This window comes from Streptomyces longisporoflavus (assembly GCF_014649775.1).
Taxonomy (GTDB): Bacteria; Actinomycetota; Actinomycetes; order Streptomycetales; family Streptomycetaceae; genus Streptomyces; species Streptomyces longisporoflavus.
In genome coordinates, this window is the sequence record NZ_BMTR01000002.1 from 252360 (window position 1) to 264363 (window position 12004).

General features: G+C 71.5%; 10 protein-coding genes and 1 pseudogene. 10 read left to right on the forward strand and 1 reads right to left on the reverse strand.

The window, feature by feature from the left end:
* Positions 1-38 precede the first annotated feature (38 nt).
* The 5 genes and pseudogenes from IE226_RS05180 to IE226_RS05200 all read left to right on the forward strand — a co-directional run bounded on the left by IE226_RS05180 (position 39) and on the right by IE226_RS05200 (position 5703).
* Entirely contained in the window at positions 39-668 is a 630-nt protein-coding gene (locus IE226_RS05180) for a hypothetical protein (protein WP_190079796.1), read from the forward strand.
* A gap of 154 nt (positions 669-822) precedes the next feature.
* Positions 823-1371 (forward strand): annotated as a pseudogene (locus IE226_RS05185) (class I SAM-dependent methyltransferase); the annotation flags it as partial.
* A 311-nt stretch (positions 1372-1682) separates the two neighbouring features.
* Positions 1683-2594, forward strand: coding sequence for a LysR family transcriptional regulator (locus IE226_RS05190; protein WP_190079797.1), 912 nt, complete (start codon positions 1683-1685; stop codon positions 2592-2594).
* A gap of 162 nt (positions 2595-2756) precedes the next feature.
* Complete coding sequence (hisD, locus tag IE226_RS05195; RefSeq protein ID WP_190079798.1) at positions 2757-4118, forward strand: histidinol dehydrogenase; 1362 nt, start codon at positions 2757-2759, stop codon at positions 4116-4118.
* Between the two features lie 190 nt (positions 4119-4308).
* On the forward strand, positions 4309-5703 hold the full coding sequence (locus IE226_RS05200) for an amino acid permease (RefSeq protein WP_229870506.1): 1395 nt from the start codon (positions 4309-4311) through the stop codon (positions 5701-5703).
* 4 nt (positions 5704-5707) lie between these two features.
* On the opposite strand, the gene IE226_RS05205 is transcribed toward IE226_RS05200, so the two are convergent.
* Positions 5708-6706 (reverse strand): LacI family DNA-binding transcriptional regulator, encoded by a 999-nt coding sequence (locus IE226_RS05205; protein WP_190079799.1) that lies wholly within the window; start codon positions 6704-6706, stop codon positions 5708-5710.
* Between the two features lie 313 nt (positions 6707-7019).
* Here IE226_RS05205 and IE226_RS05210 point away from each other — a divergent pair, with 313 nt between their 5' ends.
* The 5 genes from IE226_RS05210 (at position 7020) to IE226_RS05230 (ending at position 11893) form a co-directional block, all read left to right on the forward strand.
* Positions 7020-8159, forward strand: a complete 1140-nt coding sequence (locus IE226_RS05210; protein WP_190079800.1) for a cupin domain-containing protein — start codon at positions 7020-7022, stop codon at positions 8157-8159.
* Between the two features lie 5 nt (positions 8160-8164).
* A complete protein-coding gene (locus tag IE226_RS05215) occupies positions 8165-8914 on the forward strand; it encodes an alpha/beta fold hydrolase (protein WP_229870508.1) in 750 nt (249 codons plus the stop codon).
* Between the two features lie 89 nt (positions 8915-9003).
* Complete coding sequence (gene hisD, locus IE226_RS05220; RefSeq protein ID WP_190079801.1) at positions 9004-10314, forward strand: histidinol dehydrogenase; 1311 nt, start codon at positions 9004-9006, stop codon at positions 10312-10314.
* Positions 10311-11084 (forward strand): SDR family NAD(P)-dependent oxidoreductase, encoded by a 774-nt coding sequence (locus IE226_RS05225; RefSeq protein ID WP_190079802.1) that lies wholly within the window; start codon positions 10311-10313, stop codon positions 11082-11084. The genes hisD (IE226_RS05220) and IE226_RS05225 overlap by 4 nt, the downstream gene beginning before the upstream one ends.
* On the forward strand, positions 11081-11893 hold the full coding sequence (locus IE226_RS05230) for an HpcH/HpaI aldolase family protein (protein ID WP_229870509.1): 813 nt from the start codon (positions 11081-11083) through the stop codon (positions 11891-11893). Before IE226_RS05225 ends, IE226_RS05230 begins: the two co-directional genes overlap by 4 nt.
* Positions 11894-12004: the final 111 nt, after the last annotated feature.

Sequence of the window (12004 nt, forward strand, 5' to 3'; positions counted from 1 at the left end):
CGATGCGCCCGTGGCAGGTCACGGGCGACACTGGGGCCGTGCTGATCATGGATGCCGTGCTGGAAAGTTACCGGGCCCGACACTTCGCCCTGTGGCCCGTCGCCGCCCCGCCCGCCGACCGCCTCCTGTCACTGTCCGGCGAACTGTCACCGCACGAGCTAGGCACTGCGATGGCGGTCCTGACCAGCTACAACAAGGGCCATCGCGAGCGCCGGGCCAGCGATCCCGAGAACAGCGTGGACCAGATCCGCCGCCTGGTGACGACGGAGTGCGTCGTCGCCCCCGGCGGCCTGCGGATCCGGGACACCACCACCGGGGTCACGGCGTCGCCCGGATGCTGCTTCGGCCTGGAGAACTGGCGGGACTGGCTTGATCTCCTGGACGGCGGAGAACCATGGCTCGGCCACGACCCCACGCCACGCGTCGAGCACGTCGGGGCGACCATCCAGTTGTGGCCCGATGGGGACGACCGGGAAGGGCTGCCCATTTCTTTGCCCCTTTCTCAGCTGCCGGACCTGCTGGGATCAGTCCAGGACCAACTCATCGGTTTCCTGGCGTCCGTCGAGGAATGGGCTACGCAATACGTTCCGCCCCTGGCCACAGCGGTGGTGACGAAGCTCGACGAAGACCTGGCCATAGGCCGCCCTCTGCGGAATGACCACGCCTGAGGCACCGCCCCCCTCGAAGAGGTGCTCAATTCGGCACTGAGAGGAACTGGTGGGCGCCGCGCAACGCTGTACCGCGCAGCGGCCATCGCCAGGCGGACAGGCCCATCGACATGACCCCTCGGCATGACTGCCCGGAGGAAGGGAACCTGCCTGACTGACCGTCGTCGATGACCTCCCGATTTCCGGTGACGTGCTGGAGTTGGCCTGCGGAACGGGGCAATGGACTCCGCTGCTCGCCGCGCGGGCGCGTACGGTGACCGCCGTCGACGCGGCACCCGAAGTCCTGGCCATCGCCCGGCAGCGCACCGCATCCGCCGCCGTCCAGTTCCTGCAAGCCAACCTGTTCGAATGGCAGCCGCCGCGACGCTACGACACGGTGTTATTCGCCTTCTGGCTCTCCCACGTCCCGCCGGCACGGTTGCCCGGCTTCTGGAGCGCCGTCGCCGCCGCTCTCGTGCCGGGAGGCAAAGCGATCTTCATCGACGACGGTCCAGCCGCAGTGGCAGAGGAGGAGGTCCTCGCGAACGGCTCCTCCCCGGCGGTGCTGCGCAGGCTCGACGACGGCAGCCGGTACCGCGTCGTGAAGGTGTTCCACGATGCCCGGACGCTCACGGACGACCTGACGGCACTGGGATGGTCGGCCCGGGTCCGTGCGATGGCCGGTGCCTATGTCGGAAACGCGGAACCGCCACCGCCCGCCTGAAGTGAGTGAGTGTGGGTGAGTGTCGGGGGCCACTTCAGAAACCCCGGTGCCGCGCATAGCCGCCGTCGACGATCGACACGGCCTTGCCGACTGCGGCTGTCGAGCCCGGGACCGGGACCGGCGACAGCGGTGCCCCCCGATCGGCGGCGTCTACCGGCTTGACCGGGCATCTCACGCCGGCCTCAGCACCGGCGCGGTGGCGTCAGTTTCTAAGGTGCAGGTATGCACAGGATCACCTCCCTCCCCGCCCCCGTACATGCCCGCCTTCGCGGCAGCCGTCTCGCGGTGCTCCTCCCGAAGGGCGGCTCGGCGTGACCCTCAACCAGTTGCGGGCCTTCGTCGAGGCCGAACGGCTCGGATCCTTCACCGCCGCCGCACAGGCCATGGACATCGCCCAGGCGTCCGCGTCCGAGCTGGTCCGGCGCCTCGAGGCGGAGCTGGAGGCGGAGCTGTTCCTGCGCGGCAGCCGCACCCTGACCCTGACAGCGGCGGGGCGGGAGCTGCTGCCGTACGCCCAGGAGTCGGTGGCGGCGGCCGACAGCGGGACGCGGGCCGTGCACTCACTCGGCTCGCTCGGCGGCGGCACCGCCACCTTCGGGGTGCTCCGCAACGCCGACTACTACCTGCTCTCCAACCTCGTGCAGATGTTCCACGCCCGCTATCCGGCCGTCCGCGTACGGCTCGTGGGCCAGAACTCCGCCGAGACCGCCCTGGCCGTCGCGGCGGGGCAGATCGAGGCGGGCCTGGTCATTCTGCCCATCGACGACGAAGGCCTCGCCATCACTCCCCTCATGCGGGACGAGGTGTTCTTCGTCAGTGCGAGTGCCGAGCGCACCCGCGTCCCCGTGACCATCGAGGCGTTCTCCCGGGCGCCGCTCGTGCTGTATGACGCGCACTACGGCTGGAAGGACCCGACCCGGCGCCAGCTCGCCGAGCGCGCCCAGCTCGCCGGAGCCCGGATCGATCCTCTGATCGAGCTCGAACACGTGGAAGCCGCACTGAAGTTGGCCGCGGCCGGAGCCGGCGACACCATCGCGAGCCGGGCCGTCATCGACAGCCCCAGATTCCCCGCCGGACTGCACACCGCGCCCTTCGCCGAGCCCCTCTACGACACCATCGCGCTCGTCAGGCGCCGCGGCCGCCCCCTCTCGCGCGCCACCCGGGAACTCGCCCGCCTCGCCGAGGACACCATCCGGGAGATCGGGAGCGGACTACTGACGTGACGGGCGGCTGGCGGCTGGCGGCTCGCGGCTGGCGGCTGGCGGCTGGCGGCTGGCGGCTGGCGGCTGGGGATGCGCCGCCGGGAGTCCTACAGGGAAACCCTGTGGCAGGCGCAGGATTCGCCCCTCTAGTCCTGTGGCACAGCCGCGTCTACCGTCCCGGATATGCAGATCACGCACGACGAACAGAAGACCCTCGCTCCCTTCCAGTGGCTCAAGAAGCCGGAGGTCGACGGTCCCCCCGCCCAGCGCGACCCCAAGGTGGTCGAGCGCGTCTCCCAGATGCTGAAGGAGATCGAGACCAAGGGCATGGACGCGGTCCGTGCCTACGGCAAGGAGCTTGACGGCTGGTCCGGCGATCTCGAGATCGGGGCCACCGAGCTCAAGAAGTCGGGCGACGCCCTGCCCGCCGACGTCCGCACCGCCCTCGAGATGGGCTACGAGCGCACGCACCGCTTCGCCTCGGCGCAGCGCGAGCACCTGACCGACTTCGAGGTCGAGCTCGCCCCTGGCGTGCGGGGCGGACAGCGCTACGTCCCGGTGTCGCGGGTCGGCGCCTACCTCCCCGCAGGCCGCTTCCCGCTCCTGGCCAGCGCCTTCATGACCGTGGGCGTCGCCAAGACGGCCGGCGTGCCCACCGTGGTGGCCTGCACTCCGCCCTCCGGCGAGCACGGCGCCCACCCGGCCGTGCTCTACGGCGCCTACCTCTCCCGCGCCGACCGCGTCTTCGCCGTCGGCGGTGTCCAGGCCCTCGGCGCGATGGCGTTCGGCCTCCTCGGCGAGGCCCCCGTCGACATGCTGGTCGGCGCCGGCAACGCCTTCGTCACGGAGGCCAAGCGGCAGCTCTTCGGGCAGGTCGGCATCGACCTCCTGGCCGGACCGTCCGAGGTCGCCGTCATCGCCGACGACACCGCCGACCCGGTCTGGGTCGCCGCGGACCTGCTCGGCCAGGCCGAACACGGGCCGAACTCCCCCGCCGCGCTGATCACCACCTCGGAGAAGCTGGGCCGGGCGGTCGTCGCCGAGATGGACCGGCAGCTCGAGACGCTCGCCACCCGCGACATCGCGGGGCCCGCCTGGCGCGACTTCGGCTCCGTCGTCGTCGTGCGCGACCGGGACCAGGCCGTCGCCGTGTCCGACATCCTGGGCCCCGAGCACCTGGAGATCCAGACGGAGGACGACGACTTCTACCTGCGAAACCTCACCAATTACGGCTCCGTCTTCATCGGCCCCTGGTCGACCGTCGCCTACTCCGACAAGGGCATCGCCGGCACGAACCACGTGCTGCCCACCGGCAAGACGTCCCGCTACAACGCGGGTCTCTCCGTCTCCCGCTTCCTCAAGCCGCTCACGTACCAGCGTGCCGTCAAGGAGGGCACGGCGTCCCTGGCGCCCGCCGTCGAACGGATCTCCGCCTTCGAGGGCCTCGCGGCCCACGGTGCGACCGCCACGATCCGTATCGACCGGATCGGCCGCACGTCCGGCGCGTTCGACGCGATCCCGGACGCGCTGCGCGAGCAGCTCTGATCCCGGCCCCCGCCCCCGACCGGCCCCGCCCCCGTGCCGACCCGGCAGGGGGTGGGGGTCCCGGCCCCGGGAGCAGCACGCTCCCGCCGCGACCGGTGCCCGGGCCGCCGCCGGTGACGAACGCCCGGGACGAGTGAGTACCGTCCTGTACCAGGGGCATCCGCGCCCCCACTCCCCCGAGGATCTCCCCATGCACCACCCCACGCTCGAACCGGCGCCCCCGACCGCCGGGCCCGCGCTCCAACAGGGCCTCAAGGGCCGCCAGATCACCATGATCTCCATCGGCGGCGTGATCGGGGCCGGTCTCTTCGTCGGCTCGTCGACCGCCGTCGCGGCCGCGGGACCGGCCGTTCTGATCTCCTTCCTGCTGGCCGCCGCCCTGGTGGTGCTCGTCATGCAGATGCTCGGGGAGATGGCCGTCGCCAACCCCGACACGGGCTCGTTCTCCACCTACGCGGACCGCGCCCTGGGCCGGTGGGCCGGATTCTCCATCGGCTGGCTGTACTGGTGGTTCTACATTCTCGTCATTCCCATCGAGGCCATCGCCGCGGGCGAGGTCATCGCGGGTCTCACGTCGGTGCCGAGCTGGATCCCGGCGCTCGCCATGATCGCTCTGCTCGCGGGCAGCAACCTCCTGGCGGTGCGCAACTACGGGGAGTTCGAGTACTGGTTCGCCCTCCTGAAGGTCGTCGCGATCGTGGCCTTCCTCGTACTCGGCGCGCTCGCGATCTTCGGGGTCCTTCCCGGGTCGGATGCCCACGGCGTCTCGCATCTGTGGAGCGAGGGTGGCTTCGCGCCCAAGGGCGGGGTGGCCGTGCTCGCCGGTCTGCTCACGGCGATGTTCAGTTTCCAGGGCAGCGAGATCGTCACGATCGCCGCCGCCGAGTCCGAGGAACCGAAGAAGAACATCAAGAAGGCCGTCCGCGCCGTCGTGTGGCGCCTCGGACTCTTCTACGTCGGCTCGATCTTCGTCGTGGTCAGCCTGGTGCCGTGGAACTCCGACGCCCTCGCCGACGGCTCCTACCAGGCGGTCCTCGACCGCATGAACATCCCGGGCGCCGGCCTGATCATGGACGTGGTCCTCGTCGTGGCCGTGAGCAGCTGCCTCAACTCGGCCATCTACACCGCCTCGCGCATGGCGTTCTCCCTGGCCCGCCGCCAGGACGCCCCCGCGGCCCTCGCCGCCACATCGGCGGCCGGTGTGCCCCGTAACGCGGTCCTCGCCTCGACCGTCATCGGCGTGGCCGCGGTGATCGCCAACTATCTGCTGCCGAGCGTCTTCACGTACCTCATCGCGTCCAGCGGCGCGATCGCCCTGATGATGTACATGGTCATCGCCATCACCCAGTACGCCACCCGCCGCAAGGAGCCTCAGCCCACCGAGGTGCGGATGTGGGCCTTCCCCTACCTGACCCTCGCCACGATCGCCTTCATCGCCGGGGTGCTCGTCCTCATGGCGGTGCTGCCCGGTCACCGACTGGAACTGTGGCTCTCCCTCGCCCTGGCCGCGGTCCTGGTCACCGCGGGGGTGCTGCGACAGCGGCGGCACGGCAACCGGCCCCCTGCGGTGAGCAGGCAGGCGTGAGGCGTCAGGGGTGCCGGGCGTGCGTGGCCCGCGGCACGAACTCGGTCGGCAGGACCAGGCGTTCGCCGTCGGGGTCGGCGTCTCCGTCGATGCGCCGTACGAGCAGGCGCGCCGCCTGACGCGAGAGTTCGCGCAGGTCGTGGCGGACCGTGGTGAGCCGGAAGACCTCCCAGGACGCCATGGGCAGATCGTCGAAACCGATCACGGTCAGGTCGTCGGGGACCCGGACGCCGGCCGCCAGGGCCGCGTTCAGCGCGCCGATGGCGACCACGTCGTTGCCGCAGAAGACCGCAGTGGGGGTCTCGGCGGCGTCGAGCAGCCGGGGCAGCGCCTCGTATCCGGTCTCGTACTCGAAGGCGCCGCGGGCCACCCGGTCCTCGGGCAGTCCGATGCCCGCGTCGGCCAAGGCCAGGCGGAAACCCAGTTCCCGGTCGCGGCCGGTCGTCGTGTTCGCCGCGCCGAAGATGCCGGCGATCCGCCGGTGGCCGAGCTCGGCGAGCGTGTGGGCGACGAGGCGGCCGCCGCCCTCGTTGTCGACGACGGAGGCGTAGTCGCCCCGCCGGCCCGTCTCGCGGTTCAGGAAGACGTAGGGCATGCCGCGGCGGTCGAGCTGCGCCGGGAGAGCGGAGTCGGTGGTGGCCGTCGCGAGCACCACGCCGTCGAGCGACTGGTCCAGGAGCTTCTCCTCGGCCACGGCCTCGTCGGAGCGTTCGGTCAGGAGCATCATCCGGTAGCCCAGGGCCTGGAGCTCGTCGTGCAGGGGTGCGATGACGTGCGGGTAGAAGGGGTTCGTCAGGTCGGTGACGATCACCCCGATCCGACGGGTGGAGCGGGTCGACAGCGTGCGGCCCGCTTCGCTGGGCACGTAGTTCAGTGCCTGCGCCGCCTTGCGGACCTTCTCGCGGGTCGCGGCGGACACCCGTCGGTCGTCCCGCAGGGCGCGGGAGACGGTCGGCTGCGAAACGCCGGCCAGCCTCGCCACGTCGTGACTCGTGATCGCCATCGGCCCTCTCCTCGTCGACCGGTGCGCCACCCCGGCGTCCGGCTTTTCAGTATACGTATGTCGCATCAACCCGAAGGGCGGGTGCGGACAGGTGCGCGCCCCCGCTCGCGACCCGCGCGGCACACCCCGCCGGTGACGCCGATCCCCGCCGCCCGCAAGCAGGCGGACGGCAACTCCTGCGTGCCTCCACGAGAAGCACCGACACACGTCCCGCGCACCCTACGCCCGCAACCCGCACCACGTGCCCCCTTGACATCGCACAACACAGGGCCTGTCATGGGAATGCATACGTATTCCATTCGAGGGAGCAGCCATGCCTGACGTCGTCGTGTCCACCGCCGAGCTGGGGCGTCGTACGGTCCGCCGCAGTGACTTCGTCTCCTGCAACCAGGCCTTCATCGACTGCCGTACACCGGGCTCGGACCGGAAGGAGAACTACGCGATGATCGGGCCCGGCGTCTCGCAGGCCGCCGGTCAGCACGTCAACCTGCGACTGGCGCACGGTTACAACATCGGCGCGGCCGCCATGCCCCACGGCATCACCAACAACCTCCACCTGCACTACACCGCCGAGGTGTTCGTCTGCACCGAGGGCGAGTACCTCCTTCGCTGGGGCGCCGACGGCACCGAGGGGGAACTGACGCTCAAGGCCGGCGACATCGCCTCCATCCCCACCTGGATCTTCCGCGGCTTCACCAACACCGGCCCGGACCACGGCTGGATGTTCACCGTCCTCGGCCACGACCACACGGGCGGCATCATCTGGGGCCCCTCGGTGCTGCGCGAGGCCGAGGGCCACGGCCTGTACCTGACCGCCGACAACCAGCTGATCGACACGGTCGCCGGCGACGAGATCCCGCCCGGCACCGAACTGACCGAGCCGATGACGCAGGAGTACATCGACCGCCTGCGTCACTACAGCGTCGACGAGATGAAGCGCCGTGTCGCGGCCGGCGACGAACTGGTCTGGTCCGAGCGGCCCTTCCTCGACAGCACCCTGCCGGGCGGCGGAGTGCGGCTGAGCTGCGTCATCGGCTACGGCATGACCGAGGACCCGCACCAGGAGCCCCGCGTCTTCAACCCGCACGGCCACAACGTCGCCTGGCTGCGTGCCGAACCGGGCCAGGGCGTCTCCCCGCACCGCCAGCACGAGACGCAGACGCTGATCGTCAAGGACGGCCTGTGGGAGATCACCCTCAACCGCACCGACCCCGTCACGGTCCAACTGGGCCCGCGCGACATGCTCTCCGTACCGCAGGACGCATGGCGCACCCTGCGCAACGTCGGCGACGAGCGGGGCGACCTCCTGGTCGTCAACTCCGGTGACGGCCGCGTGCGCCTGGAGTGGGACAAGGAAGTCTCCAAGGCCGCCGCCGACGCGGGCCTCGGCATCGACCACAACGGTTACGTGGCCCCGTACGCGCTGCTGCCCCGCTCCGCGCGCCGCTGGTGACCGCCGTGCCCCATGTCGAGCCGCCGTCCGAACCGCTGCCGCTGGTGGTGGTCCCCGGCATGATGTGCGACCCGAGCCTGTGGGCGGAGGTGGACTTCCCCGAAGGACACCCGGTCCTGCATCTCGAACTGGGAAAGCCGGACATCGGGGCGCTGGCCGACGACCTCCTGGCCAGGGTGTCCGGACCGTTCGTCGTGGTCGGGCTCAGCCTGGGCGCCATCGTCGCGTTCGAGGCACTGCGGCGCTCCCCGGAACGGATCGCCGGACTCTGCGTCATGTCGACGAACGCGGGAGCGCCGCGCCCCGAGCAGTACGCCGCCTGGCGCGCGATGGAGGGCCTGGTCGACGACGGGCGGTTCGCGGACGCCGTCGAACAGACCCTGCCCGGCATGTTCCCCACGCCGCGTCCGTCGAGCGAGTCGGCGGAGCGCTACCGGCGCATGGCCCGGGCCGTGGGGCCCGACGCCGCGCGCGCCCAGCTGGCCGCCCAGTCGACTCGCCGGGACGCGATCGACGCGCTGCGCGGCGCGAGGTGCCCGGCCGTGGTCCTGTCCGGCAGCCGCGACGCACTGTGCCCGCCGGACTTCCACCAGGTCATCGCGAGCGCTCTGCCGGACGCGGAACTGCGCACGGTCCCCGACGCGGGGCATCTCCTGCCCTGGCAGGAGCCGTCCGCCGTCTCCGACGCGCTGCGTGACCTGCTCGGACGAGTGCGGACGCGGCCGACGGCGTGCCCGACGCGCCCCGCCTTCTGAAACACCGCTGCTGACACCGCCCCCATACAGCTCAAGAACCTCAGAGCCCCCGAGTCAAGAACCCCCAGAACCCCGAGAAAAGAGCCGTCATGCCTCGTTTCCTCAAGTCCCCCGTCCCCGCCGGCACGGTGAGCGCCGCCCGCGCGGACGTCGCCGACCGCGTGAGCGCCATCCTCGACGACATCCGCGGCCGGGGTGACGAAGCGGTCCGCCAGTACTCGGAGAAGTTCGACAACTGGAGCCCTGAGTCCTTCCGCCTCTCCCCGGACGAGATCAAGAAGATCGTCGCCGATGTGCCGGAGACGGTCCTGGACGACATCCGCTTCGTCCAGCAGCAGGTACGTACGTTCGCGCAGGCCCAGCGCGACTCGCTGCACGACGTGGAGATCGAGACACTGCCCGGCGTCCGCCTGGGACACCGGCACGTTCCGGTGGCCGGCGCCGGAGCGTACATACCGGGCGGGCGCTACCCGCTGACCGCCTCGGCGCACATGACGATCGTGACGGCGAAGGTGGCCGGGGTGGAGCGGGTCGCCGCCTGCACCCCGCCGATCCGGGGCGAGATCCCCGCCGCGACGGTCGCGGCCATGCATCTGGCCGGGGCCGACGAGCTCTACCTCCTGGGCGGCGTCCAGGCCGTGGCCGCCCTGGCCATCGGAACCGAGACGGTCGGCCGGGTGCCGCTGATCGCGGGTCCCGGCAACGCGTATGTCGCCGAGGCCAAGCGGCAGTTGTTCGGCGAGGTCGGCATCGACCTGTTCGCGGGCCCGACGGAGATCCTGGTGATCGCCGACGAGAACGCCGACCCCTTCGTGGTGGCCGTCGACCTCCTCTCGCAGGCCGAGCACGGCCCGGACTCCCCCGCGGTGCTCGTCACCACGTCCGAGGAACTCGGCCGCGCCGTCGAGCGCCACATCGAGCGGCTGCTGCCCGGCATGCCCACCAAGGACTTCGCCGGGCCCGCCTGGCGCGACCACGGCGAGATCGTCGTGGCGGACTCCCTCGACGAGGCCTTCGAGATCGCCGACTCCTACGCCAGCGAACACGTCGAGGTCCTGACGGAGAACCCGCGTCAGGCGCTGGACAAGATGCGTGACTACGGCGCGCTGTTCCTGGGCGAAGGCACCTGTGTCTCGTACGGGGACAAGGTCATCGGCACCAACCACGTCCTGCCGACCCGGGGCGCCGCGCGCTACACCGGCGGCCTGTGGGTGGGCAAGTACCTCAAGACCGTCACCTACCAGGAGGTCACCGACACCTCTTCGTCGGCGCTGCTCGGCGAGGTGTGCGGGCGCGCGGCGCGCGTCGAGCTGTTCGAGGGGCACGCCCGCTCCGGCGATGTGCGCGCGGCCAAGTACGGCAAGGGCACGCTGCCGTGGAACGACGAGGCGAGCGCATGAGCGGCGGCACGGCGCCGCTGGCCGGGCGCACCGCACTGGTCAGCGGGGGCGGCAGCGGACTCGGCGCCGCCATCACCCGGGCCCTCCTCGCGGACGGGGCACGGGTGGTGATCACCGGCCGCAACGAACAGGCCCTCAAAGAGACCGCCTCGTGTCTCGGTCCCGGCGTCATCCACCGCGTCTGCGACGTGTCCCGGCCCGAGAGCGTCGAGGCCCTCGCCGGGAGCCTCGCGGACGAGGAGATCTCGATCCTCGTCAACAACGCCGGAATCGCCGGGCCGGTGGCTCCCCTGACCGAGATCTCGGCCGGGGACTGGGACGAGGTGTTCGACATCAATGTGCGCGGCGTGTTCCTGATGTGCCGCGCCTTCCTGCCCGGCATGACGGCACGCGGCGCGGGCGACGTCATCAACATCGCCTCGGTGTCGGGCAAGCGCCCCCTGCTGCGGCGCACCCCCTACTGCGCGTCCAAGATGGCGGTCATCGGCCTGACCACCACCTTGGCGGGCGAGGTAGGTCCCTCGGGCGTCACGGTCAACTCCCTCTCCCCCGGGCCTGTCGCGGGCCCGCGGATGGAACGCAACTTCCGCCTGGAGGCGGAGCGCACCGGGAGCAGCTACGCGGAGGCCGAGGAGGCGTTCGTGTCGCGGTCGGCGCTCGGCCGGATGGTCACCGAGGACGAGGTCGGCGCCGCGGTCGGCGCGATGCTGCGGATGCCGGGTCTGTGCGGCGCCGACATCGACCTCTCGGCCGGAATGGTCGCGCGGTGACGGCGGGAGAAGCGGTGCGGCGCCTGCCCGGCCCGCAGACGCAGCGCCGACCCCTCAAGCAGCGGCTCGCGGCCGGCGAGCGGTTGTACGGCGCGCTGGTGCGGCTCCCCTCGGAGACCCTGGTGGAGATGGCGGGGGTCGCGGGCCTCGACTACGTGGTCATCGACTGTGAGCACGGCCCTGCCGACACCGCGCTCCTCCAGCACCATCTGACGGCCGCCGCGGCGCAGGGCATCGACGTACTGGTACGTGTGGGGACGGCCGAGCCCGCGCTCGTCCTGCGCTGCCTTGATCTGGGGGCCGCGGGGATCATCCATCCGCACGTCGACGACGCGCAGGACGCACGACGGGCGGTCGCCTCGGTCCACTATCCGCCTCTGGGGACACGGGGCTTCGCGACGTACAGCAGAGCGGGCCGCTTCGGCACGGTCGCGGCGGCCGACCACGTCGCGGCGTCCCGCGACGCCCTGGTGGTGGTGATGATCGAGACGGAGCGGGCGTGCGCCGCCGCGGCGGAGATCGCAGCCACGGAGGGCGTCGACGCGGTCCTTGTGGGCCCGGCCGATCTCGCGGCGGACTGCGCCTTCCCCGGCCAGGACACGGTCGACGCGCTGGTGACGACGGCCCACCAGGCCACGCGTGAGGCAGGCCGGTCGGTGATGGCCATCGTGCCGGGCGCCGAGGCGGCCAGGGCCGCAGAGCGGGGCGGGGCACAGCTGGTGCTCTACAACATGGCCCACGTGCTGATGGACACCTTCAAGTCCCTCGCGGCGCCCACGCCGGGCCAGGGGCAGAGCCCTCGCGCATGAGGTCGCACGGCCGCGTCCGGCCCCTTCGGGACTCTGTGGGGGCCGGCCGGGCCGTGCCCGGGCACACCGCGGGCATGCCCGCCGCGCACCTGTCCGCCACGCCGCGGAAAT